Source organism: Amycolatopsis orientalis DSM 43388 (genome assembly GCF_000411975.1).
Taxonomy (GTDB): domain Bacteria; phylum Actinomycetota; class Actinomycetes; order Mycobacteriales; family Pseudonocardiaceae; genus Amycolatopsis; species Amycolatopsis orientalis_D.
Genome location: NZ_ASXG01000166.1, coordinates 170,572 through 193,159, shown reverse-complemented (window position 1 = coordinate 193,159; position 22,588 = coordinate 170,572). Strand labels below are relative to the sequence as shown.

Annotated in this window: 22 protein-coding genes; 11 read left to right on the top strand and 11 right to left on the bottom strand. The window is 71.1% G+C overall.

Annotated features, from left to right (window positions below):
• Window positions 1–257 precede the first annotated feature (257 nt).
• Window positions 258–1,130, bottom strand: a complete 873-nt coding sequence (locus L942_RS42330) for an alpha/beta fold hydrolase (protein WP_051166460.1) — start codon at window positions 1,128–1,130, stop codon at window positions 258–260.
• A gap of 62 nt (window positions 1,131–1,192) precedes the next feature.
• Here L942_RS42330 and L942_RS34820 point away from each other — a divergent pair, with 62 nt between their 5' ends.
• Window positions 1,193–1,738: a helix-turn-helix domain-containing protein gene (locus L942_RS34820; protein ID WP_037368402.1), complete on the top strand. Its 546-nt coding sequence runs from the start codon at window positions 1,193–1,195 to the stop codon at window positions 1,736–1,738.
• 97 nt (window positions 1,739–1,835) lie between these two features.
• On the opposite strand, the gene L942_RS34815 is transcribed toward L942_RS34820, so the two are convergent.
• The gene (locus L942_RS34815) at window positions 1,836–2,783 is read right to left on the bottom strand and encodes a methionyl-tRNA formyltransferase (RefSeq protein ID WP_037368400.1); all 948 of its coding nucleotides are present in this window, start codon (window positions 2,781–2,783) and stop codon (window positions 1,836–1,838) included.
• Between the two features lie 137 nt (window positions 2,784–2,920).
• On the opposite strand from L942_RS34815, the gene L942_RS34810 reads away from it, so the two are divergent.
• Window positions 2,921–4,258: a lysine N(6)-hydroxylase/L-ornithine N(5)-oxygenase family protein gene (locus L942_RS34810; RefSeq protein ID WP_037368397.1), complete on the top strand. Its 1,338-nt coding sequence runs from the start codon at window positions 2,921–2,923 to the stop codon at window positions 4,256–4,258.
• A gap of 15 nt (window positions 4,259–4,273) precedes the next feature.
• Window positions 4,274–4,483 (top strand): MbtH family protein, encoded by a 210-nt coding sequence (locus tag L942_RS34805; RefSeq protein WP_037368395.1) that lies wholly within the window; start codon window positions 4,274–4,276, stop codon window positions 4,481–4,483.
• Between the two features lie 23 nt (window positions 4,484–4,506).
• Here the strand turns inward: L942_RS34805 and L942_RS34800 are convergent, their stop codons facing one another.
• From L942_RS34800 to L942_RS34790, 3 genes are all read right to left on the bottom strand, one after another.
• Window positions 4,507–6,270 (bottom strand): ABC transporter ATP-binding protein, encoded by a 1,764-nt coding sequence (locus L942_RS34800; RefSeq protein WP_037368393.1) that lies wholly within the window; start codon window positions 6,268–6,270, stop codon window positions 4,507–4,509.
• The gene (locus L942_RS34795) at window positions 6,267–7,943 is read right to left on the bottom strand and encodes an ABC transporter ATP-binding protein (protein WP_037368389.1); all 1,677 of its coding nucleotides are present in this window, start codon (window positions 7,941–7,943) and stop codon (window positions 6,267–6,269) included. Before L942_RS34795 ends, L942_RS34800 begins: the two co-directional genes overlap by 4 nt.
• Window positions 7,944–8,059: 116 nt before the next feature.
• Complete coding sequence (locus L942_RS34790) at window positions 8,060–8,932, bottom strand: hypothetical protein (RefSeq protein ID WP_037368387.1); 873 nt, start codon at window positions 8,930–8,932, stop codon at window positions 8,060–8,062.
• A gap of 43 nt (window positions 8,933–8,975) precedes the next feature.
• Here L942_RS34790 and L942_RS34785 point away from each other — a divergent pair, with 43 nt between their 5' ends.
• The 6 genes from L942_RS34785 to L942_RS34755 all read left to right on the top strand — a co-directional run bounded on the left by L942_RS34785 (window position 8,976) and on the right by L942_RS34755 (window position 14,382).
• Complete coding sequence (locus L942_RS34785; RefSeq protein ID WP_037368385.1) at window positions 8,976–9,476, top strand: mycothiol transferase; 501 nt, start codon at window positions 8,976–8,978, stop codon at window positions 9,474–9,476.
• A 24-nt stretch (window positions 9,477–9,500) separates the two neighbouring features.
• Window positions 9,501–10,211 carry an MBL fold metallo-hydrolase gene (locus tag L942_RS34780; protein ID WP_037368384.1) on the top strand — a complete coding sequence of 237 codons (711 nt, stop codon included), beginning with the start codon at window positions 9,501–9,503 and terminating at the stop codon, window positions 10,209–10,211.
• Window positions 10,212–10,729: 518 nt separating this feature from the next.
• Window positions 10,730–11,545, top strand: coding sequence for an ABC transporter permease (locus L942_RS34770; protein ID WP_037368381.1), 816 nt, complete (start codon window positions 10,730–10,732; stop codon window positions 11,543–11,545).
• Window positions 11,530–12,234, top strand: a complete 705-nt coding sequence (locus L942_RS34765) for an ABC transporter ATP-binding protein (RefSeq protein WP_037368379.1) — start codon at window positions 11,530–11,532, stop codon at window positions 12,232–12,234. Before L942_RS34770 ends, L942_RS34765 begins: the two co-directional genes overlap by 16 nt.
• Window positions 12,221–13,231, top strand: coding sequence for an ABC transporter substrate-binding protein (locus tag L942_RS34760; protein ID WP_051166459.1), 1,011 nt, complete (start codon window positions 12,221–12,223; stop codon window positions 13,229–13,231). The genes L942_RS34765 and L942_RS34760 overlap by 14 nt, the downstream gene beginning before the upstream one ends.
• Window positions 13,228–14,382 (top strand): LLM class flavin-dependent oxidoreductase, encoded by a 1,155-nt coding sequence (locus tag L942_RS34755; protein ID WP_037368378.1) that lies wholly within the window; start codon window positions 13,228–13,230, stop codon window positions 14,380–14,382. The genes L942_RS34760 and L942_RS34755 overlap by 4 nt, the downstream gene beginning before the upstream one ends.
• A gap of 42 nt (window positions 14,383–14,424) precedes the next feature.
• On the opposite strand, the gene L942_RS34750 is transcribed toward L942_RS34755, so the two are convergent.
• The 3 genes from L942_RS34750 to L942_RS43395 form a co-directional block, all read right to left on the bottom strand.
• Window positions 14,425–15,105 carry a GntR family transcriptional regulator gene (locus L942_RS34750; RefSeq protein WP_037368376.1) on the bottom strand — a complete coding sequence of 227 codons (681 nt, stop codon included), beginning with the start codon at window positions 15,103–15,105 and terminating at the stop codon, window positions 14,425–14,427.
• A 60-nt stretch (window positions 15,106–15,165) separates the two neighbouring features.
• Entirely contained in the window at window positions 15,166–16,428 is a 1,263-nt protein-coding gene (locus L942_RS34745) for an alpha-hydroxy acid oxidase (RefSeq protein ID WP_051166458.1), read from the bottom strand.
• Between the two features lie 141 nt (window positions 16,429–16,569).
• A complete protein-coding gene (locus L942_RS43395; RefSeq protein ID WP_158684583.1) occupies window positions 16,570–17,520 on the bottom strand; it encodes a helix-turn-helix transcriptional regulator in 951 nt (316 codons plus the stop codon).
• Window positions 17,521–17,675: 155 nt separating this feature from the next.
• On the opposite strand from L942_RS43395, the gene L942_RS34735 reads away from it, so the two are divergent.
• Window positions 17,676–19,130 (top strand): amidase, encoded by a 1,455-nt coding sequence (locus L942_RS34735; protein ID WP_037368373.1) that lies wholly within the window; start codon window positions 17,676–17,678, stop codon window positions 19,128–19,130.
• On the opposite strand, the gene L942_RS34730 is transcribed toward L942_RS34735, so the two are convergent.
• Both L942_RS34730 and L942_RS34725 read right to left on the bottom strand, forming a co-directional pair.
• Window positions 19,099–19,947 carry an alpha/beta hydrolase gene (locus L942_RS34730; protein ID WP_037368372.1) on the bottom strand — a complete coding sequence of 283 codons (849 nt, stop codon included), beginning with the start codon at window positions 19,945–19,947 and terminating at the stop codon, window positions 19,099–19,101. The two genes, L942_RS34735 and L942_RS34730, sit on opposite strands and share 32 nt — an antisense overlap.
• A complete protein-coding gene (locus L942_RS34725; RefSeq protein ID WP_037368369.1) occupies window positions 19,944–21,170 on the bottom strand; it encodes a metal-dependent hydrolase family protein in 1,227 nt (408 codons plus the stop codon). The genes L942_RS34730 and L942_RS34725 overlap by 4 nt, the downstream gene beginning before the upstream one ends.
• Before the next feature lie 52 nt (window positions 21,171–21,222).
• Here L942_RS34725 and L942_RS34720 point away from each other — a divergent pair, with 52 nt between their 5' ends.
• A complete protein-coding gene (locus L942_RS34720) occupies window positions 21,223–21,804 on the top strand; it encodes a TetR/AcrR family transcriptional regulator (protein WP_037368368.1) in 582 nt (193 codons plus the stop codon).
• On the opposite strand, the gene L942_RS34715 is transcribed toward L942_RS34720, so the two are convergent.
• Window positions 21,805–22,560: an IclR family transcriptional regulator gene (locus tag L942_RS34715; protein WP_037368367.1), complete on the bottom strand. Its 756-nt coding sequence runs from the start codon at window positions 22,558–22,560 to the stop codon at window positions 21,805–21,807.
• Between the last annotated feature and the right edge of the window lie 28 nt (window positions 22,561–22,588).

The following is a 22,588-nucleotide window of genomic DNA, read 5'->3' as shown; positions in this document are numbered from 1 at the left end:
ACTGGGCCAACCGCGACGACCTGACCCTGGCCAAGCAGCTCGGCTGGGTTCCGCCGAGCCCGGCGTTCCTCGTCCGCATGGCGCTGGCCAAACGCCGCGCTTCCGCGTGAGCCGCACCTCGGTGCTGCCGCGCGGGGCCGGGTGCCCGCTTCCTAGCTGTCGAGTTCGAGACTGCTGAAAGCCATTCCTTGTCGCGCCGCCGTTGTCGATGGCGACGATTGCCTCATCGCGGATGTCGGCGAGACCGTCTGCTGGTGCTATCGCGCTGCCGGGTTTCCGGCGGGGTGGCCGGGCGCGGGCAGGAGGCCTCGGATCCGGGCGGCGACGAGTCGCGGTTGCTCGGCGTGGACGAAGTGTGCGGAGTCGACGGTTTCATGGCGTCCGGCTGGCAGGGTTTGCGCGTAACGGCGTTGGTGTTCGCGGATCGCGGCGTTCTGGCGTTCCCGCCCTTTCGCGGCGCGGCCGGCGGACAGCACGATCGTGGGGCATTCCGGGAGCCGGGGCGGCCGGGCGCGCAGCTGGCGGATGCCCTCGGCGACAATCCGCATTTCCGCGCGGGTCTGAGCGATTCCGGTCGGAGTGAAGTCCTCGGCGAGCATTGTCCGGTAGGTGCGGTCGGCGTAAAGGCGCCGGAGGTTGCCGCCGAAGAGCCGGGCCAGCGGACGGAACCGGCTGAGCGCCTGCGTCACCGCCAGCGCGCGGTCGATCTTCGCCGTGGTGCGGTCCCAGGTGTCGTACACCGGGGATGTCTCCGGTGTGGGGTCGACGAGCAGCAGGCCCCGCAGCCGGGGGCCGAGGCGTTCGGCTGCGGCGCGGGCGACCAGCCCGCCCATGCTGTGCGCGACGAGCACGAACTCGCCGGGAACCACGGCTTCGGTCATCGAGACCAGATCGGCGGCCAGGTCGTCGAGGCCGAGCTGCCGGCCGGCCGGGCCGCTGCGGGTCCGCCCGGCGCGGTCGTAGGTCACCAGCCGCGCCTCGCCGGCCAGCAGGGGCAGCAGCGGGTCCCAGCACGTCCGGCCGCAGCCGCTGCCGGCCTCGAAGACCACCTGGCCCGGCCCCTCGCCGGATTCCTCGACGTAGACCGCCCGGCCGGGCACGGGGATCCGTCTTCCGGGGATGTCGCGCATGGCTCCTCCTCGCCCAACGATTTCACCTTCGATAATGGTATCGCATATGAAATAGTGAAGGGGTGAAAACGGCTGATCTGCTCCTGCATCCCGTCCGCCTGCGCATCGTGCACGCCCTGGCCGGCGGACGGGAGCTGACCACCACGCAGCTGTGCGCCCGCCTGCCGGACGTGTCGAAGGTGACCGTGTACCGGCAGGTCGCTCCGCTGCTCGAGGGCGGCTTCCTGGAAGTGGCCGAGGAGCACCGGGTGCGCGGGGCCGTGGAGCGCCGCTACCGGCTGCGGCAGGACCGGCCTGTGATCGACGCGGACGCGGCCGCCGAGATGACGCTCGAGGACCACCGCCGAGGGTTCGCCGTCGCGATGGCCGTCCTGATCGCCGAGTTCGACGCCTACCTCGACCGTGCGGGCGCGGATCCGGCCGCGGACGGGGTGTCCTACCGGCAGGGCGTCCTCTGGCTCAGCCCCGGCGAACTCGCCGAGATGACCCGCAAAATGCTCGACGTGCTACGGGATTCGGTCGGCAACGAGCCGGCGCCTGGCCGGGTGCCGTACCTGCTCAGCCCGGTCCTTTTCCCCGCCGCGCCCGAGCCGGACGCGACGCCGTAACGCTGTGAAACGGCCGTTCTCGGCTGCTCTGGTTGTGCCCATGCTGCAAGCGTCGGCCAGGGCTCGGTAATGCGACGCGGTCGGCGGTCAGGCGCGGTCACGGACGATCGGTGAGATACCCGCCCATGGCGGTGAAATACTCCGCCGCCGGAAGTTCCCGGTCATCAGCCGTCCGGACGCGTTCGATCCGCAGGCCCGGCGACTGGCCGCGCCGCGCGTCCCGGCCCGCGACGACGACCACGCCCTCGCCTTCGCGGATGAAGATGCGGCCCGGCGTCCCGCCGTAGTGCCCGTCCGAAACCGAAGCCCGCACGATGCGCAGTTGCTTGCCGCGGTGGTAGGTGAAGGCGTTGGGGTACGGGTCGGACTGGGCGCGCACCAGGCGGTCCAGCTCCTCCGCGGACCACGTCCAGTCGATGAGGCTGTCGCGCGGGGCTCGCTTGTGGAAGAAGCTCGCCTTCGTCCGGTCTTGGGGGATCGGGACGACGGTGCCCGAGGCGATGAGGCCCAAGGCTTCCGTGACGAGCGGTTCGATGAGGTCCACGGTGCGGTGGAACAGATCCGTGGCGGTGTCGCGCGGGCCGACCGCGACCGCGCGCTGGGCGACGATGTCGCCCGCGTCCAGTTCGCCGTTCATCATGTGCGCGGTGACGCCGACTTCCGGCTCGCCGTTGATCAGCGCCCAGATGATGGGGGAGAAGCCGGCGTAGGCGGGCAGCAGCGAGTCGTGGACGTTGAGGGTGCCGTGGCGCGGCAGGTCGAAGATCTCCGGCGGCAGCCAGGTGCGCCAGTTGTTCGCGACGATCAGGTCCAGGTCCGCCGCCTTCAGTTCGGCGAGCAGTTCGGCGTCGTCCGGGCGGGTGCGCAGCAGGGTCCGGATTCCGTGCTCCCGCGCCAGTCCGGCGACCGAATCGCTCCAGATCCGTTCGTACGCGTGGTCGCTCGGCGGGTGGGTGACCACCAGCCGCACGTCGTGGCCCGCGTCGAGGAGGGCCTTCAGGGTGCGGTGTCCCCAGGTCTGGTAGCCGAACATGGCCACGCGCATCGGCGGTGCACCTTTCGTGGTCGGGACGAACATCACCCGGACAGTACTAGTTGAGGCTTACCTAAGTTAGGTTAGGGTTCCTTGAGCAGTGATCAGTCGGAAACGGTGATGCGGCAGTGCCGCGCTAGGGGACTTTCATGCCACGAGCAGGGGCCGAGGACAGCCAGGTGCCGGTGTACGACGTGGTCGGAGTCGGGTTCGGGCCGTCCAACCTGGCGCTCGCGATCGCCCTCGCCGAGCACAACGCGGGCTCCGGGGAGACGGTCACGGCGCACTTCCTGGAGCGCCAGCCCCGCTTCGGCTGGCATCGCGGGATGCTGATCGACACCGCGACCATGCAGGTTTCGTTCCTCAAGGACCTCGTGACGATGCGGAACCCGGCCAGCGAATTCACGTTCCTCGGCTACTTGCACGAGAAGGGGCGCCTGGTCGATTTCATCAACCACAAGACCCTGTTCCCGCTGCGCGTCGAGTTCCACGACTACTTCGAATGGGCCGCGGCGAAGGTCGACGACCTCGTCTCCTACGGCAGCGAGGTCGTCTCGGTCGAACCGGTGCGCGACGGCGGCGAGATCGCGTTCTTCGACGTGCGCGCCGAAGCCGACGGCGAAATCACCGAACTGCGGGCGCGGAATCTCGTGCTGGGCACCGGATTGCGCGCGAAGCTGCCGGACGGGGTCGTCGCCGGGGAAAGGATCTGGCACAACAGCGAGCTGCTGCACCGCGTCGAGTCGTTGCGGGGCACGGACGCACGGCGGTTCGTGGTGGTCGGCGCCGGGCAGAGCGCGGCCGAGGTCGCCGCCTTGCTGCACGACGAATTCCCGCGCGCGGAGGTGTGCGCGGTATTTGCTCGGTACGGCTACAGCCCGGCCGACGACAGCGCGTTCGCCAACCGGATCTTCGACCCCGAGGCGGTCGATTCCTTTTACGCGGCAAGCGAACCGGTCAAGGAACGCCTGATGCGCTACCACGGCGCGACAAACTACTCCGCGGTCGACCTCGACCTCATCGACGAGCTGTACCGGCGGCGCTACCAGGAGAAGGTTCTCGGCGTGGAACGGTTGCGGCTGTTCAACGTTTCGCGTCCGGTCGAGGTGGTCGACCAGGGCACGCACGTGCGCGCGACGGTCGAATCGCTGGCGACCGGCGAACGTTCGGTGCTGGACGCGGACGCGGCCGTCTACGCGACCGGCTACCTGCCCGCGGACCCGACGCCGCTGCTCGGCGAGCTGGCCGGCCAGTGCCGCCGGGACGGCGAGGGCCGGCTGAAGGTCGAACGCGACTACCGGATCGCCACCGATCCGGCCGTGCGCGGCGGTCTCTACCTCCAGGGCGGCACTGAGCACACGCACGGGATCACGTCGTCGCTGCTGTCGAACACCGCGGTCCGGGTGGGAGAGATCCTGCAGTCCATTGTGGAGCGCCGGGAGGCCGAATCCGATCCGGTGGAGTACGCGGTCAGCGGGATCCGCTGAAGAAGGGACTATGCCATGACGAATCCGTTCGAAAACCCCGACGGCGTTTACCGGGTTCTCGTGAACGACGAGGGCCAGCACAGCCTGTGGCCGGACTTCGTGGCCGTGCCGGACGGCTGGCGGACCACCTTCGGCCCGGACACGCGCCAAGCCTGCCTGGACCACATCGAGCGGACTTGGACCGATCTGCGTCCGCTCTCTCTCGTGGCGCACGACGAATCCTGAGCCCACAAGGAACTCAGCTGCTCTCAGTTCCGGTGGCTGCGCAGGCCGGACCAGGCGGTCCAGAGCGTCGCGTACCGGCCGCCGGCTGCGACCAGTTCGTCGTGCGTGCCGGACTCCACGACGACTCCGGCGTCCAGCACGACGATGCGGTCCGAAGCCGCCGCCTGGGTCAGCCGGTGCGCGACGATGAGGCCGGTGCGGCCTTCGAGCGCTGCGGCCGCGGCGGCTTCCAGCGTTTTCGCGCCGGCGCTGCCCGCTTCGGCGGTGGCTTCGTCGAGGATCGCCACCGGCGGGTCGGCCAGCACCAGCCGGACCAGCGCCAGTTGCTGGGCCTGCGTGACGGTCAGCCGATGCCCGCCTTCGCCGACCACCGTCGCGAGCCCGTCCGGCAACGCCTCGACCCATTCGGCAGCGCCGACCTTGGCGAGTGCGGCGCGGAGATCGTGGTCGCTGGCGTCGGGAGCGGCCAGGCGGAGATCGTCGGCCAGCGGGCCGCTGAAGACGTGCACCTCCTGGCTGATCAACGCCACCGCGCGCCGGGTGGCGGCCGGGCCGAGCTGGTCGAGCGGGACGCCGCCGACGGACACCGTGCCGTTGCTGGCCTGGTGGATCCCGGCGATCAGCTTGGCGAGCGTCGTCTTTCCGGCCCCGCTCGCCCCCACCAGTGCGACGCGCTCGCCCGGCGCGACTTCGAGGTCGACGTCGCGCAGCACCGGATGCGAGTCCACATAGGAGTGTCCGAGGCCGGCCGCCTGCACCGACGCGTCGACCCGACGGCCCGCCTGGGCCGGTTCGGCCGGTGCGGGCAGATCCGCCACCCCGATGAGCCGGGACAGGCTCGCCGTCGCCGCCTGCGCGTCGTCGACCAGGGCGAGTGCGGTGTTGATCGGCCCGAAGAGGCTGTGGAAGTACAACGCGGCCGCCGTCGCGACCCCGACCGTCGCGAGATTCGCGCCGACTAAAAGGAAACCGGCGGCGAGCACCGCGGAGAGACCGACGAATTCGGCGATATTCAGCCGGCCGTAGAACCGGGTGGCGAGGCGGACCCCGCGCAACGCGAGCTCCACCGCGCTGGTGGAGCGCGCGCGGACCCGGTCGACATGCGCGCCGGCGAGCCGGAACGCGCGGACGGTTTTGGCTCCGCCGATCGTCTCGAGAAGCTGTTGCTGCTGCGCTCCGACGGCGGCTCGCTGGGCGGCGTACAGCGGGGTCGCTCGGCGGACGTACCAGCGGACCGTGTGCAGCTGGATCGGGACCGCCAGCAGTGCCGCGGCGAGGAAACGCCAGTCGAGGATCGCCATCGCGGCCAGGGTCAGCACGATCGTCAGCACCGAACGGGCCAGCGCGGGCAGTGCTTGCCGGACGGCTTCGGCGACGACCGAGACGTCGTTGGTGACCCGCGCCGTCAGGTCGCCGGAACCAGCCTTTTCGACCTGCTCCAGCGGCAGGCCGAGAGCCCGGTCGACGAACCGCTCGCGCAGGTCGGCGAGCATGGTTTCGCCGAGCCGGGCGAGCATCGAGACGCCGATGGCGGTGGCGACCGCGGAGGTCGCGGCGACCAGCACGAGCCCGGCCACCGGGTAGCCGAGCGCGGAAACGGGCTGCCGGGTGGCGACGAGGTCGACGACGCGGCCGAGCAGGGGAGCGGTGAGCAGGCCGAGCGCGGTCGCGCCGACCACGAAGGCGAAGGACCCGATCGCGCGGCCCTTCGCTTGCCGCAGCAGGTCGAGCAGGACCGCCCGGATGCGCGGCCCGGCGGCGACGGGCAGGAGTTCGCGTTCGGTCACGAGAGCACCGCCGCTCGGTAGGCTGCCTCGGCGCGGACCAGTTCGGCGTGGCTGCCTTCGGCGACCACGTGGCCGTCGTGGAGTAGTACGACGCGGTCGGTGGCGGAGAGCAGTGCTGGGCTGGTGGTGACCAGGATGGTGGTGCGGTTTCGCCGGAGCTCCGCTACTCCGGCGGCGATGCGGGCTTCGGTGACGGTGTCGACGGCGGTGGTTGGATCATGCAGGACCAAGACCGGGGCCTCGGTGGCGAGCGCCCGCGCGAGCGCGACCCGCTGTCGTTGCCCGCCGGACAGCGAGCGCCCGCGTTCGGAGACGGCGGTGGCGGTGCCGGAGGGGAGAGTCGCGGCGACTTCGTCGGCGGCGGAGGCGGCGAGGACTCCGTCCGGGACGCCGGACATTCCGCCGCGGACGTTGTCTTCCACGGTGCCCTCGAACAGATCCGTGTCGTGCGCCGCGACGAGGACGACCTCGCGGAGCCGATCAGGATCCACAGTGGACAGATCCACCGCGTCGACGCGGACGGCGCCGGCGCGAGGATCGGCGAACCGGCCTAGGCAGTCGAGGAGATCGATCGCCGTGGCGGGGTCGGTGGTGACGACGCCGAGCAGCTCGCCGGGCGGGACAGTGAGGTCGAACCCGCGGAGTTTTCCGTGTGAGACGGCGGAAAACGTCACGCTGCCGCGAGCCGGGGCGGGCAGCTCGCCCGTTCCTTCGGGCACTGCTGGCGGCGCGCTGAGCACAGCGGCGACCCGGCTGGCGGAGGCGCGGCCTTGGGCGAGCTGGCCGTTGACCCAGACGAAGACGGTGAACGGCGTCTGCAGGAACTGGGCCAGCCCGACCGCGGCGACGAGATCGCCGACGGAAATCTCGCCGCGGGCCGCCAGCGAGCCGCCGACCAGCGCGACGATCGCGATGAAGATCCCGGTCAAGGCGAGCAGCGCGCCGTTGTGCCACGCCTGGGCGCGGGCCGCGCGGACGGTCGCCCGCAGCGAATCCCGGCTGGTACGCCGATAGCGGGCGGTTGCCGCCGGTTCCGCGCCGATGCCCTTCAGCACCCGCAGCCCGCTGACCAGGTCGGCCGCGACCCCGGACGCGTGCGCGGCGCGTTCCTGCTCCAGTTCGCTGCGCTTCTCGAGCGGCTTGCCGACGAGGTGCGCGAGGAACAGCAGCGGTGGGGTGCCGAGGAGGACAAGCAACCCGAGCGGCACGGACATCCGCAGCAGCACCACCGCGCTCACGACCAGCCCGGCCAGTGCGGCGATGCCGAACGGCAGCACCGCGTTGATCATCCCGACCCGGCGGGCGTCCGAGGTCCCGACGCTCACCAGTTCCCCGGCGAGCGAACCGTTCTGCGCGCCGCCGCGCGGGTGCAGGACCCGACGGCTGACCGCGAGCCGGATCTCGTGCGCGGCTCGCTCGGACGCGCGTTCGGCGGCCCGCGCGCCGAACCGGTAGCTGAAGGAGAGCACGAGGAAGACGACCGCCAGCACGGCCAGCCAGCCGAGGAGGGTGAGTGCCGAGCTGTCGGCGACGGCTCGGTCCAGCACCACGCCGATCACAGCCGGGACGAGCGCTTCGCCGCCCTGGTGCCCGGCGGCGAGGACAGCCGCGGCGAGGACGGATTTCCGTTGCCCGGCGAGCGCACTGCGCAGGACGTCCCGGCCGCTGGTCATCGACGCCTCCGTTCGCGGACGAGGCCGGTCCGGTCGCCGGTTCCTCCCTTCGTCCACTAGCGAAGGCTAGCCTAACCTTTGGCTTGGGCAGTCCCGGGAGCCGCGGCGAGGACGTGTCACCGGCGCGCTGCCTCCGGCGGCTGTTCTCCGGCCGAGACGACTGCGGGTTCGGGTTCGCCGAAGCGGGCCAGCGCGAGCGCGGCGGCCACCGCGAGCACGAACCCGAGCAGCGCGACGACAGCGAAGCCGGGCCGCGTCCGATCGCCGAGCAGCAGCACGCCGACCAACGAGGGCATGACGGTCTCGCCGAGCACCATCATCGCGGTGGCAGTGGTGACGCCGCCGCGTTGGAGAGCAGTGGCGAAGAACAACATCGCCAGCGCGCCGGCCACAGCGACGACGTACAGCGCGGGGTCGCGCAGCAGGTCGAGCGGCGCGAGGCTCGGGATGACCCGGCCCGCCACCGCGACCAGCCCGAAGCACAGCCCGGCGACCAGCCCGAGCCCGGCGGTGCGGACGCGTTCGCCGGCCCGGCCGACGAGGAGCCCGGCGATCCCGAGGACCGCGGCGGCCCCCGCCAGGGTCAACCGGAAGCCCAGGCCGACCTCGCTGGAACCCTCGCTCTCCGCGGACGAACCGAGCAGCGCGAGACCGGCGACCACGACGCCCACCGCAGCCCACTCCCGAGCCCCGAGCCGGACGCCGAAAACCCGCACCGCGACGGCCGTCACCGCGAGGCTCGCGGCTTGCGTGGCCTGCACGAGAAACAGCGGGAGCACGTGCAGGGCGGCGATCTGCGCGATGAATCCGACGCCGTCGAGCAGCAGGCCGACGACGAACTTCCACTGCCGCAGCACCCGCAGCAGCAGGCGCGGGTCGACCCCGGCTCCGCCCTCGTCGGGCGCGGCCTTCGCGGCCACCGCCTGCATCACCGAAGCGACGCCGTAGGCCACCGCGGACAGCAGCGCGCACAGAAATCCCCACACCATGACACCGAGCGTATTCCTCTCCGCTGCCAGTAGGGTCGGTGCCATGGCGGAGGTAGCGCGCGTCTGGCCGGATCCGCTCGACGGCGACGAGTTGACCCTGCAGACGCGGTTCCTCGACTTCCTGCGGGCGACCGCGGTACGCAAGGTCACCGGCCTGACCAGGGAGCAAGCGGCCGCGACGCCCTTGCCGAGTTCGCCGCGGACCAGCGCGCTGGGCGTGCTCAAGCACCTGACCGCGGTCGAGCGGTGGTGGCTGGTGATCGAGGCGGGCGGAGCCGCCGAGCCGTCGCGGTGGGCGGGCTCGCCGGACCCGAGCTGGGACCTGACGCCGGAGGACGACGTCGCCGGAGTGATCGCCGCGTATCGCGCGGAGTGGGACCGGGCGGCCGCGGCGTTGGCCGGGCTCGCTCCGGAGGAGCGGACGCGCCGGTCCGGGGACTTCACCGTCCGCTGGGTGCTCGCGCACGTCGTGCAGGAGACCGCGCGGCACGTCGGGCACCTCGACGCGCTGCGGGAACTCGCCGACGGCTCCGTGGGCGAGTGACCGGCGACCGTTAGGCTGCGGGGCATGGCAGACCAGCTCTACTTCCGCCAGTTGCTCGCCGGCCGCGATTTCGCCGTCGGGGACCCGGTCGCGACCCAGATGGTGAATTTCGCTTACCTGATCGGGGACCGCGAAGCGGGCGAGGCGGTGCTGGTCGACCCGGCGTACGCGGTCGGTGACCTGGTCGAGACGCTGGAAGCCGACGGGATGCGGCTGACCGGCGTGCTCGCGACCCATCACCACCCCGACCACGTCGGCGGCGACATGATGGGATTCTCCCTGCCGGGGATCGCCGAGCTGCTCGCGCTGCGGCAGGTGCCGATCCACGTCAACGCGCAAGAGAGCGAGTGGGTGCGCCGGGTGACCGGGGTGTCGGACACCGATCTGCGCGCCCACGAGCACGACGACGTCGTGACCGTCGGCTCGATCGGCATCCGGCTGCTGCACACGCCCGGGCACACGCCGGGCAGCCAGTGCTTCCTGGTCGGCGACCGGCTGGTTTCCGGCGACACGCTGTTCCTGGAGGGCTGCGGCCGCACCGACTTCCCTGGCGGCGACGCGGACGCGATTTACCGCAGCCTGCAATGGCTCGCGACCTTGCCCGGGGATCCAGTGGTGTATCCGGGGCACCAGTATTCGCCGGAATCGTCGGCGTCGCTGTCGCGGGTGAAGAGCTCGAACTTCGTGTTCCGGCCCCGGTCTCTCGAGGAATGGCGGATGATGTTCGGCGGCTGAGCCGGGTTCCGGTTCAGCCGCCCGAAGCGGTGCCAGCAAGGCACTTACGAGCCGGACGCGCCGTCGGGGCGCACGGTGCGGGTTGCGGGCGAAGAACGCTTGCGGTGCCGGGAAAATGACCATGGTGATCTTGTACCGCACGGCACCGACAATTTCGTGCTGAGCGCGGTCCGCCGGTGGCTCGACCGAGGCCGGTGCCCAGAGCTGGAGCGGCCGAGCAACAGCCGGAAGCGGCTCATGTTCGGCAGCGGACCGGGAAATCCGTCCCGCATCCCGGGCATCGGCGTACCCGCCCGGTGAACAAAGCCCGTACACCGCCGCGCGGATTCCAGTGCGTGAGAGCGCTCCGGCACGACATTGACTTCACCCGTCCGGGGCTCGAAGCTCGGGGGCATGAAGCGCGGCGTCCTCCTCGTCTGCCGCCTGCACGTCGACCTCCGGCAGCAGGCGAGCGCGGTCTGTCTGTCCCGCCGCTGAATCCCTTTCCCTGAACCGAAAACCCCACCCGGGAGAAATCCGTGTCGATTTCCACCACGGGCGTGCTGCCGCGCGCCGAAACGGCCGCGCCGAAGCGGGCGCGAAGGCGGCGGTGGCCGTCGCTGCGCCGCTGGATCAGCCCGGTCGCGCTGGTCGCGGCGTGGCAGATCGCCAGCTCGACCGGCGCGTTGCCGCCCGACAAACTCAGCTCGCCCTGGACCGTGCTGCAAGCCGGGGTCGACGTCGCGCGCAGCGGCGAACTCGGCAGCGCGTTCGCGGTTTCGCTGGGCCGCGTCGGCGCGGGATTCGCGCTCGGGGCGTTCGCCGGACTGCTGCTCGGGGCCGTCGCGGGCTTGTCCCGCTGGGGCGAGGCGCTGGTCGACCCGCCGGTGCAGATGCTGCGCACCTTGCCTTTCCTCGGGTTGATCCCGCTGTTCATCCTGTGGTTCGGGATCGGCGAGGAGACCAAGATCTTCCTGGTCGCGCTGGGCGTGGCGTTCCCGCTGTACCTGAATGTCCACTCGGGAATCCGCACCGCCGATCCGCAGCTCCTGGAAGCCTCGCGGGCGCTGGGCTTCACCCGCGCCGAACGGCTCTGGCACGTCGTCCTGCCGGGGGCGCTGCCGCAGACGCTGGTCGGGTTGCGGCAGTCGCTCGGGGTCGCGTGGCTGGCGCTGATCGTCGGCGAGACGGTCAACGCGGACGCCGGGATCGGTTATCTCATCAACAATGCCCGCGAATTCCTGCGCACCGACGTCGTGGTGGTCGGGCTCGTGGTCTACGCCGTGCTGGGCCTCGTCACCGACGCGCTCGTCCGGCTGCTCGAAAGGAGGGCCTTGCGATGGCGAGCCCGGTAGTGGAGGTCCGCGACCTGGGGAAGAAGTTCGGCGACCGGACCGTCCTCAGCCGACTCGACCTGGACATCGGCCGCGGCGAGTTCGTCGCGCTGCTCGGGCGGAGCGGGTCCGGGAAGTCGACGCTGCTGAAGGTGCTGGCCGGGCTGGATCCGGACATCGAGGGCACGGCCGGCGTCGACGGGACGGTTTCCGTCGCGTTCCAGCAGCCGCGGCTGCTGCCGTGGCGGAAGGTCTGGCGCAACATCGTGCTCGGGCTGCGGCAGGACAACGACCGCGCGGTGGCGGAGAAAGCGCTGGCGGAGGTGCGGCTGGCGGACCATGCCGACAAGTGGCCGCTCACGCTTTCCGGCGGGGAGGCGCAACGGGTTTCGCTGGCCCGGGCGCTGGTGCGCGAGCCGGATCTGCTGTTGCTGGACGAGCCGTTCGGCGCGCTCGACGCGTTGACCCGGCTGACGATGCACCGGCTCGTCGAGGATCTGTGGCGCACCCACCGGCCCGCGGTGCTGCTGGTGACGCACGACGTCGACGAAGCACTGGTGCTCGCCGACCGGATTCTCGTCCTGGGCGAAGGCCGCATCGTCGCCGAACACGTTCTCGGCCAGCCGCGTCCGCGGAAGGCCGCCGACAATGCCGAGGTGCGCAGCCGCGTCCTGGCCGATTTGGGAGTGACCGAAAGTGCACCTGCGTAACGTCCTGGCCGCGGCGCTTTTGCTGACCGGGCTCGCCGCCTGCTCGTCGTCCGCTTCGGACGGTCGCGCGCCGGTGCCCGCCGCGGTGTCGCCGGCGGAACTGAAGAAGGTCACGCTTCGGGTGGGCGACCAGAAGGGCGGGGTGAAATCCCTTCTGACCGCGGCGAATCAGCTGGCCGGGGCGCCGTACCGGATCGAATGGTCCACGTTCACGTCCGGCCCGCCGCTGCTGGAGGCGGCGTCCGCGGGAGCGATCGACGTCGGCCGGGTCGGCAACACCCCGCCGATTTTCGCCGCGGCCTCGAAGGCGAAGATCTCCGTGGTGAGCGTCGCGAAGAGCAACGTGGAGCGGGAAACCATTCTGGTGCCGCCGGATTCGCCGCTGACCGACGTGGCTTCGTTGCGGGGCAAGACGGTCGGGGTCGCGAAGGGGAGTTCGGCGCACGGGCAGCTGCTCAACACGCTCAAGAAGGCCGGTCTGTCCACTAAGGACATCAAGATCTCGTTCCTGCAGCCGTCCGAGGCGTTCGCGGCGTTCACTCAGCATCAGATCGACGCGTGGGCGATCTGGGATCCCTACACCGCACAAGCGCAGATCGACGCGCACGCCCGCGTGCTCGCCGACGGCCGCGGCGCGTCCAACGGGCTCGCCTTCGAGACGGCCAGCACCACCGCGCTCGCCGATCCGGGCAAGAACTCGGCGATCAAGGACTTCGTGCAGCGTGTCGTGAAAGCCCAGCTGTGGGCGAATTCGCATCCCGACGAATGGGCGCGCGCGTGGGCGGCGGAGACCGGGCTGAAGCTCGAGGTCGCGAAGAAGGCCGTGTCCGCCGGGCGGGACCGGCCGATCCCGCTGGACGACGCCGTCGTCGCGTCCGAACAACAGCTCGCCGACGCGTTCACGAACGAGGGCACGCTGCCCGGGAAGGTCGACTTCGCGGCGTTCGTCGACCGCCGATACGGGCCTGACATCGAAGCCGCGAGGAGGAACGGATGAGCGTCACACTGCACTGGTTCCTGCCGACCACCGGGGACGGCCGGACGATCGTGGAACGCTTCCACGCCAACAAATCCCAGGGTCCGAGCGCGCAGCGGCCGGCGGACCTGGACTACCTCGCGCAGGTCGCCCGCGCGGCCGAGCGGCTCGGTTTCGAGGGCGTGCTGACCCCGACCGGCACCTGGTGCGAGGACGCCTGGCTGACCACCGCCGCGCTGATCCGGGAGACGAGCAAGCTGAAATTCCTGGTCGCGTTCCGGCCGGGCGTCATCTCGCCGACCCTCGCCGCCCAGATGGCCGGCACGTTCCAGCGGCTGTCCGGCGGCCGGGTGCTGCTGAACATCGTGACCGGCGGCGACGCGATCGAACAGCGCCGCTTCGGCGACTGGCACGACCACGACGCCCGCTACGCCCGGACCGACGAGTTCCTCTCGATCGTGCGCGGCGTGTGGTCGGGCAAACCGTTCGATTTCGCCGGCGACCACCTGCGCGTCGAAGGAGCCACGACGCTCGCCGCGCCGGATCCGGTGCCGCCGCTGTACTTCGGCGGTTCCTCGGCGGCGGCGCTCCCGGTCGCCGCGCGGCACGCCGACGTCTACCTGACCTGGGGCGAGCCGCCCGCGCAGGTCGCGGAAAAGATCGGCAAGGTGCGGGAACTGGCGGAACAGGCCGGCCGGACGGTCCGCTTCGGGGTCCGGCTGCACACGATCGCGCGCGACACGTCGGCCGAGGCTTGGGCGGAGGCGCAGAAGCTGCTGGACGCGTTGAGCCCGGAGCAGATCGCGAAGGCCCAGTCGCAGCTGGCGGCGAGCGAGTCGGTCGGGCAGCAGCGGATGGTCGCGCTACACGGCGGCCGAGCCGGGACTGCAGCGCGGGAGCTGGAGATCCATCCGCATCTGTGGGCCGGGATCGGGTTGGTGCGCGGGGGTGCCGGAACGGCTTTGGTGGGGAGCTACGCGGAAATCGCGGATCTCATCGAGGAGTACCACGCCGCCGGGGTGTCGGAGTTCGTGCTGTCCGGCTATCCGCATCTGGAGGAGGCGTACTGGTTCGGCGAGGGAGTGCGGCCGGAGCTGGCGCGGCGCGGGCTGCTCGACGAGGTGCCGGTGGTGCACACGGTGCCGGGGGAGCGGGCGGTGGCTGCGCTGTAGAGGCTCGTGAGCGGCCTTGCCGGGGAGAACCGGCGAGGCCGCTCACGCGTCGACGTCGCCGGGCAGCAGGTACGGCACCCCGATCCGCCGCCGGAGCGCGAGGTGCATCATCGCGCGGCCGCCGAGTTCGAGGTCGTCCTCGAGCGCCTTGAGCGCGGTCTCGCCGCCGGCCCGCAGCTGGTCGACGAGGTGCCGGTGCGTCGCCGCCAGGTGGGCGGCCGACGACTCGGCCCGGATCGTCGCGAGCATGCAGTTGAGTTCGTTCGCGCAGGCCCGGTGCGCGGCGACCACGCGAGGGTTTCCGCTGGCGGCCACGATCTCGGTGTGCACCGCGCTGTGCGCCTCGATCACGTGCCGCCACGGGGTTTCGGCGGTCATCGACTCGAGCCGCCGGACGGCCTCGTCGACCGCGTCGAAGCTCGCGTTCTGGAGCAGCGCGAGCCGCAGGGCGCCGAGTTCCAGGATCGATCGGTACGAGCACATCGCGTCGATGCGTTCGGCGGTCACGGCGGGGACGACGATTCCCTTGTTGCGCTGGTGTTCTAGCAGTCCCTCGGACACCAGCGTCTGCAGGCCGGCGCGCACCGAATGACGGCCGGCGCCGAAACGCGCGCTCAGCGACTCCTCGGTGAGCCGCGTTCCGGGTTCGAGGAGGCCGTCCAGGAGATCGTCGCGAAGGGCTTGCGCGATGCTCCCCGGCGTACTGCCCGCCTGTTCGCGCACTTCGCCACTCGTTTCCGCAGAACTTGCCACCGCGACTGCCGATCTTAGCCGACCCGGCCGTCAAAGCCGGGAGGGCAGCCGCAGGGAGGCGTGGTCCGAGCTGATCTCGTCGGTGCGCGTGACGCCGAGAAGCCGCAGCGTGCGCAGGTACTCGGCGCGGAGGATGTCGATCGCGCGCTCGACGCCTTGCTCGCCCGCGGCCATCAGGCCGTAGAGGTAGGCGCGGCCGACCATCGCCGCCGACGCGCCCAGCGCCCGCGCGGCGACCAGGTCGGCACCGGTCCGGACGCCGGTGTCGAGGATGACCTCGCAGTCGTCGCCGACGGCGTCCACGACGCGCGGCAGGAGTTCGAGCGGGGTCGGCGCGCGGTCGAGCTGACGGCCGCCGTGGTTCGAGAGCACCAGGGCGTCGACGCCGGAACCGGCCATCACCTCGGCGTCCGCCACGCTCTGGATTCCTTTGACGATCAGCTTCCCCGGCCACAGCTCGCGCAGCCACCGCAGGTCTTCGACGGTCAGCGACGGGTCGAACATCGTCCCGATCAGCTCTTCGACCGTGCCGTCGAAGTTGTGCAGCGCGGCGAACTGCAGTGGTTCGGTGGTCAGCAGGTTCATCCACCAGGACGGCCGGACCGCGATGCCGGCGAGGGTGCGGACCGTCAGCGTGGGCGGGATGGTCAGTCCATTCCGGACATCGCGCATCCGCGCCCCGCCGATCGGAGTGTCGACGGTCAGGACGAGCGCTTCGTACCCGGCTTCCGCCGCGCGTCCCACCAGCGCTTCGCTCGCGGCTCGGTCCTTCCAGAGATAGAGCTGGAACCACTGCCGCGCGGACGGCGCGCACGCCCGGACGTCTTCCAGGTCGGTGGTTCCCATCGTCGAAAGCACATACGGGATCCGGGCTCGGGCGGCCGCTCGGGCGACGGCGATCTCGCCTTCGTGGTGCATCATCCGCGTGAACCCGGTCGGCGCGAGCACGAGCGGCAGCGCGGACTGTCCGCCTAGGACTGACGTCGCCGGGTCGACCTCGGTCACGTCCTGCAGCACGCGCGGATGCAGTTCGACGTTCTCGAAGGCCCGCCGAGCCCGGCCCAGGCTGATTTCCTGCTCCGCCGCGCCGTCGACGTAGTCGAAGACCGGCCGGGGCGTGCGGCGGCGCGCGATGGTGCGCAGGTCGTCGATGGTGTGCGCGGCGGCGAGGCAGCGTTCGCGCACGTCGAACCGGGGCTGCCGGAATTTGAGCAGCGGCCGGATCTCCGAGAACCGGGGCAGCCGCCGGGCGATCGTCCGCCGGGGCAGGTGCTCGGGCTCGAACGTGGTCATCCACTGCCTCCTGGCCGCCGGGAAATAGGTACACAATCCTCGCCCGGTGAAGTGCATGGTGCGCCGGTATTCGCGCAACTTACGGGCAGAAGGAGTGAAGCACGAGCCGAGCCGGAGTGCAAGGATTGTGACACAATCTGCTCAGCGGAGGGCGGCCTCCAGCGCGCCGAGGGAGTCGAGGTCGTGCTCCAGCGCGTGCCGGGCCAGCACGGTCCGGTTCGCGCAGCCGAGCTTCCCCAGCGCCGACTCGACGTGGCTGCGCACCGTCCGGACGGCGATGCCCAGCGCTGCCGAGATCCGCTCGTTCGGCCACCCGCGCGCCACCAGCCCGACGACGTCGAGTTCCCGTTCGGTCAACGGACCCGGATCGGGCAGGCGGGACATCCGCAGCAGCACGCCGTCCGGACGGCGCGGCCGCGCCAGCACCCGCCACCAGACGCCTTCCGCGTCCCGGTGGCGGAAACCGGTCCGTTCGGTCGTGGCGCACCGCGCGGCAAGCCGGGACTCGCGCTCGCTCAACGGCACGTGCGGCGCCACGGTCGAACGCACCTCGACCTTGGCCCGCGAAACGAACAGCACGGTGTCGGCCGGGGGCTCGCCGGGCCCGCCGCCAGGATCGGCGAGCCGGGCAAGATCGTGCGAGAGCATGGTGAGCGCGAGGACGGATCCGTCGTCGAGCGGCCGGTCGTGGGTCGAACTCAGCGCCACGAAACTCCGCTCCGGGCCGGTGCCGGGCGCGAGCGGAAGAGTCACTCCTTCGCGGAAACCGTAGGGCCGAATGCCTTCCCGGTACGTTCTGGTCTCGTGGACGTCCGGGACGTCGACGAAGCGCAGCGGCAGCCCGGACTGGGCGGCGCGGCGGTGGATCGGGCAGGTCCAGCGGTAGGTCGTGGTCAGGTACCCGAGCATGTCCGCCGGGTAGCCGAGGTTGACCGTCGCGGTTCGCTGCCTGCTGCCGCTCACCAAGGCGGCGCAGGCGAAACCGAGTTCGTCCCGCATCGCGCGGAGCGGAATTTCGACGGGCAGCTCGCCCCGGCCGGCCGCGCGCACTTCCCGGGCGAACCGGGTCCACCACTGCACATCCGCGGCCATTTCCGAACCTCCGCTGCCGGAGGGGAGCATGAACGCCCGCCGCCGGCGATGTCAACGGGGCGCACGTCCGCGGCGGGGACGGAACGGCTTTTCGGCCGATGCCGCCGGCGGCGCCCGCTCGTAGCGTTCCGGTTCCCCGGCTCAAGGAGATCTGGATGAACCTCGACGAATACGCCGCCCTCGACGCGACCGCGCTGGCCGCGGTCATCGCCTCCGGAGAGGTCGCCGCCGAGGAGGCCGCCGCGCTGGCGGCCGAAGCCGTCGGCAAGGTGAACCCGGAGCTGAACGCGGTCGCCGCCGGCCCGTTCGAGCGCCCGCTCGGCTACTCGCGCGACGGCCGGTTCGCCGGCGTCCCGTTCGCGATCAAGGACCTCGTCCTGCACGCCGCCGGAGTGCCGACCCGGATGGGCACGCGGCTGCTCGGCAAGGGCGTCGTGCCGCCGGAGGACACCCACCTGATGGAGCGATTCCGCGCGGCGGGCCTGGCGACATTGGCCGTCACCACCACGCCGGAACTGGGCTTCAACGCCAACTCCGAAGCGCTGGCCTACGGTTCGACGCGCAACCCGTGGAACACCGCGCACAGTGCCGGCGGCTCCAGCGGCGGTTCGGCGGCCCTCGTCGCGGCCGGGGCGCTCCCGCTCGCGCACGCGAACGACGGCGGCGGGTCGATCCGCATTCCCGCCGCCTGCACCGGCCTGGTCGGCCTGAAGCCCACCCGCGGCCGGGTGCCCGCCGGTCCGGACTTCGCGGATCCGTTGTACGGCATGGGCGTCGAACTCGCGGTGACGCGGACGGTCCGGGACACCGCCGCGCTTCTCGACGAGGTGGCGGTGAGCTATCCGGGCGACCCGTACGTCCTCGCCCCGCCCGTGCGCCCGTGGCTGGAAGAGGTCGGGGCTGACCCGGGGCGGCTGCGCATCGCGGTGCACACTGAATCCTGGGCGGGCAGCTACGTCGATCCCGAGGTGGCGAGGACGGTTGAGGCGGTCGCGCACGTGCTCGAGGCCGCGGGACACCACGTCGAACGCGCGACGCCGGTCTTCGAGTGGGAATCGTTCCTGCACGCCAATCAGGTGCTGTGGTCGGGATTCCTGGCCGGTGCGGTCGCCGGGATCGAGGAGATGACCGGGGTCGCGGCGAGCCCGGAGAATCTCGAACGGACCACGTGGGCGTGCGTCGAGTACGGCCGTTCGATCAGCGCGATGGACCTGACCGCGGCGCTGGGCGCGATGAATGTCGTTTCCCGCGCGGCAGGCCGGTTCTTCACCGGGTACGACCTGTTGCTGACTCCGACGATGAACACTCCGGCCTTGCCGCTGGGCCGCCTCGACGCGAACGCCGAGCTGACTGCGGCGGAGTGGACCAGGCAGCTTTTCGACGCGTGCTCGTTCACGCCGTTGTACAACCAGACGGGCGCGCCGGCGATCAGCCTTCCGCTCGGCGAGTCGTCGCAAGGGTTGCCGATCGGGGTCCAGCTGGGCGGCCCGGGGTGTGCGGAATCGGTGCTGCTGCGGGTCGCGGCGTTCTTGGAGGAGGCGATGCCGTGGGCCGGCCGGCGACCCGCGGTCCACGCCGCTACTGGGCCCGGCAAGTCCGCAGATAGCTGAGGAATGCGGCTTGCAGGCCGGTCAGGTGCGTTTCGCGCAGGATCTCGCTGGTGACGGCGCCCGAGGCGAGGCGGTGCAGAAGCGTGGCCGTGTTCTTCGCGAGGTTCTGATAGACGGCCAGGTCTCCGAACAGCTCTTGCTCGTTGACCGTCACGTGAAGCTTGGCGGCGGGCCGGTCGTCGCCCAGCTCGCGGAGCCGGGCGAAAATCTGGCTGTCTTCCCCGACGACTCCGGGGCTGCCCGCTCCGATGCTCTCGAAGAGGGGGCAGCCGCTGAGCCAGGCGTAGAGACTGAAGAGCCCGCCGTAGGAGTAGCCGAAGAGGCCGTGGCCGCTCCCGGCCGTGCGGTAGTCGCGTTCGATGCGCGGGTGCAGTTCGTCGGTGAGGAAGGCCAGGAACGCGTCGGCGCGGGTGTCGCGCAATTCGGCGAGGTAGGCGTCGGCTTGCTGGCGGGTCATCCGGCCCGTCTCGACGCCCATCTCCACGGCGGCGACGAACTCCTGGCCGACGGGCTCGCCGGGCGGCACGAGGTCCCGGTTGCGCAGCCGGGACCAATGCTGTGCTTCCTCGCCCGCGTATCCGACGCTGACTTGCAGATACGGCTGGATCGGCTGCATGGGATCCGCCTGGGTGACGACGAGCGGAGCCGTCAGGCCCACGGCCCAGTTGCCGTCGAGCACGTACAGGGCCGGCACCCGGGTCGCGGCGGGGTCGTAACCCGGTGGGGTGGTGACCCAGACGCCGTAGTCGTATCCGGCGCTGGAACGCAGTTCGAAGTAGTCGGTGTCGGCGAGGCAGCCGTGCCACATCGGGCTCATCGGAGGTCCTTCACTACGCGTCCGGCCTGGACGACCACGACCGCGTTGGCCGGGTCGGAGAAAAGCCGCGGGTCTTCGAGCGGATTTCCGTTCCAGAGCACGAGATCTGCCTGCGCGCCGGGAGCGAGCACTCCCACTTCGCCGGACAGGCCGAGGATCTCGGCGTTGGTTTTCGTCGCGGCCACGAGAGCTTCCATCGGTGTCTCGAGGTTGGCGCGCAGTGTGAGTTCTTCGCCGCGGCGGTGCTGGGCCGGGCCGATGAGATCGGAGCCGAGGCCGATCCGCAGCCCGGCCTCCTTGGCGACGGCGAGCGCGCCGGCCATCCGCTCGCGGACTCCCTGCACGCGTTCGCGGATCGACTCGTCGAGCCCGGTGCGCGCGGTGTCCCGCAGCAGGTGCTCGACCACCGCGAAGGTGGGGACCAGCGCGACGTCGCGGTCGGCCATCAAAGCGGCCGTGGACTCGTCGATGTCAGTGCCGTGTTCGACGCAGCGCACCCCGGCCTCGATCGCGTTCCGGATGCCTTCGTTGTTGTGCGCGTGAACCGTCACGTAGGTGCCGCGGGCCGCGGCTTCCTGCACGGCGACAGCGATTTCTTCGACGGTGAACTGGGTGTCGGTCAGCTGGTCGTGTGCGCTGACCACGCCGCCGGTGACGCAGAGCTTCAGGAACGAAGCGCCGCGCCGGAAGGCCTCGCGCACGTTGCTGCGCAACTCGTTCGCGTTGCCGGACTGCATGGACAGGGCGCACAGGCCCGGAATGTGATGGCTGTTCCACAGCTCGGTGGGCTCCCACTCGGCTCCGTAGTAGCCGTGCCCTCCAGTCTGGCATTGCACCGGTCCGCACGACAGCACGCGCGGTCCGCGCACCTTGCCCTTGGCGATCGTGGAGACGACCCCGCCGTCGATCCCGCCGGTGTCGCGGACGGTGGTGAAACCCGCGTCGAGCGCCGAACCGGCCGTGGCGAAGATGTCCGCGGCGAGCTCGGCGACGCTGAGCCGGAAGGAAAACTGCGGTTCGATCGGACTCGCCAGGCCCAGGTGGACGTGCGCGTCGATCAGTCCGGGCGTCATCGTCAGCCCGTCGGCGTCGAGGCGTTCGCCCGATGCGCTGCCCGGGCCGAGTCCGGCGATCCGCCCGTCCTCGACGGTGACGCTGACGTTGGCGGGATCGCGCCCCGAGCCGTCGGCGACCGTCGCTCCGACTACCTGAAAACGTGCCACGAGCCGTCCTTCCGCCGTTGCCAGGGTCTTTTCCAATGGATAAACTGTCGGGGTGACCCTGTCAAGCACGGAAGGCAAGGGCGACGCCCGCGAACGGCTCCTGGCGCGGCTTCTCGACGCCTTCGAGGGGACGCTTCCCTCGCCGGAGGTGTCGCTCCGGGAAGTCGCCGCCCGGGCCGAGACCAGCCACGCCCTGCTGCGCTACCACTTCGGCTCGCTGCCGGGCGTCCTGGCGGCGATGCTCCGGGCGCAGCGGGCCCGCGACAACGAAGCGCTCTTCAAGACCGCCCAGCAGTGCACGTTCGACGAGTTCGTCGTGGAGATCTGGCGGACCTACACCCGCCCGGACCAGCTGTCGCGGGTCCGCGGTTTCTTTCACGTCACCGGGCTGGCCGCGTATCAGCCGGAGGAGTTCCGCGAATTCATCGATTCGCTGGACGACCTGACCCGGATGATCGCCTCGCTCGCAGCACGCGAAGGGCTCGCCGCCGAGGAAGCGCGGACGACGGCCGCGGTGACCGTCGCCGCGATTCGCGGGCTCTTGTTGCAGGAAGTGCTGACCCCGGGAAGCCACTCGGAGGACGCCCTCGCCTTGATTCTGCGGATGCGGAAAGAGCGATCCCGGAAGTCTTGATCAGGTCTCGGAAATGGTCCGGGACAAGGCCAACGCCACCGTCCGCACGGCGGGCGCGACCCGTTCCGTCCGCATCCGCGTCGCCCATCCGGAGATCGACACCGCGGCCACCGCGAGCCCGTTCGCATCGACGAGCGGGCTCGCCGCGCACACGACGCCGACGCCGGATTCCTCGCGCTCGAACGCGATCCCGTCTTCGCGGATCCGCGCCAGCTGGCGGCGCAGCAACCCGGGCGCGGTGATCGTCCGCGCGCTGACGCGGGGCAGCCCGGCGTCGATCACCCGCGTCACGACGTCGTCGGGGGAGCGGGACAGAATCGCCTTCCCGACCCCGGTCGCGTGCGCCGGAAACCGCCCGCCGGTGCGCGAGGGCAGATCCGGCGCGTCCGGTCCGCGCAGCACATCCAGGTACACCACCTCGGTGCCTTCCAAGACCGCGAGATGCACGGTGTTCCGCGTGGCCTCCCGCAGGTCCGCCAGGTACGGCCGGGCCGCTTCGACCAGGCCGCGGCGGCGTACCGCGAGCTGGCCGATCTCGAACAGCCGCAGTCCCAACCGGACTGAGGCGCCGTCGCGTTCCAGCAGCCCGGTGTCGGCCAGATGCCCGGCCAGCCGGTGCACGGTCGTCTTCGCGAGACCGGTCCGCCGCGCCAGCTCGGAGACGCCCAGCGCGTCGTCGCCGGGGCGGAAGGCTTCCAGCACGGCGGCGACCCGCGCCGTCACGAGCCCGTCGCCGTTCCGTCCAGTGGTACGCATGGGTTGAGTGTGCCCCATCCCGGCGAGC

What these genes read in the sequence shown, in the direction of transcription:
- L942_RS34745 (WP_051166458.1), bottom strand. Translation starts at nt 16,428, where the DNA reads ATGACCACGTTCGAGCCCGAGCACCTGCCCCGGCGGACGATCGCCCGG.
- L942_RS34735 (WP_037368373.1), top strand. Translation starts at nt 17,676, where the DNA reads ATGAACCTCGACGAATACGCCGCCCTCGACGCGACCGCGCTGGCCGCG.
- L942_RS34755 (WP_037368378.1), top strand. Translation starts at nt 13,228, where the DNA reads ATGAGCGTCACACTGCACTGGTTCCTGCCGACCACCGGGGACGGCCGG.
- L942_RS34780 (WP_037368384.1), top strand. Translation starts at nt 9,501, where the DNA reads ATGGCAGACCAGCTCTACTTCCGCCAGTTGCTCGCCGGCCGCGATTTC.
- L942_RS34815 (WP_037368400.1), bottom strand. Translation starts at nt 2,783, where the DNA reads ATGCGCGTGGCCATGTTCGGCTACCAGACCTGGGGACACCGCACCCTG.
- L942_RS34810 (WP_037368397.1), top strand. Translation starts at nt 2,921, where the DNA reads ATGCCACGAGCAGGGGCCGAGGACAGCCAGGTGCCGGTGTACGACGTG.
- L942_RS42330 (WP_051166460.1), bottom strand. Translation starts at nt 1,130, where the DNA reads ATGCGCGACATCCCCGGAAGACGGATCCCCGTGCCCGGCCGGGCGGTC.
- L942_RS34790 (WP_037368387.1), bottom strand. Translation starts at nt 8,932, where the DNA reads ATGGTGTGGGGATTTCTGTGCGCGCTGCTGTCCGCGGTGGCCTACGGC.
- L942_RS34765 (WP_037368379.1), top strand. Translation starts at nt 11,530, where the DNA reads ATGGCGAGCCCGGTAGTGGAGGTCCGCGACCTGGGGAAGAAGTTCGGC.
- L942_RS34785 (WP_037368385.1), top strand. Translation starts at nt 8,976, where the DNA reads ATGGCGGAGGTAGCGCGCGTCTGGCCGGATCCGCTCGACGGCGACGAG.
- L942_RS34715 (WP_037368367.1), bottom strand. Translation starts at nt 22,560, where the DNA reads ATGCGTACCACTGGACGGAACGGCGACGGGCTCGTGACGGCGCGGGTC.
- L942_RS43395 (WP_158684583.1), bottom strand. Translation starts at nt 17,520, where the DNA reads ATGGCCGCGGATGTGCAGTGGTGGACCCGGTTCGCCCGGGAAGTGCGC.
- L942_RS34805 (WP_037368395.1), top strand. Translation starts at nt 4,274, where the DNA reads ATGACGAATCCGTTCGAAAACCCCGACGGCGTTTACCGGGTTCTCGTG.
- L942_RS34795 (WP_037368389.1), bottom strand. Translation starts at nt 7,943, where the DNA reads ATGACCAGCGGCCGGGACGTCCTGCGCAGTGCGCTCGCCGGGCAACGG.
- L942_RS34730 (WP_037368372.1), bottom strand. Translation starts at nt 19,947, where the DNA reads ATGAGCCCGATGTGGCACGGCTGCCTCGCCGACACCGACTACTTCGAA.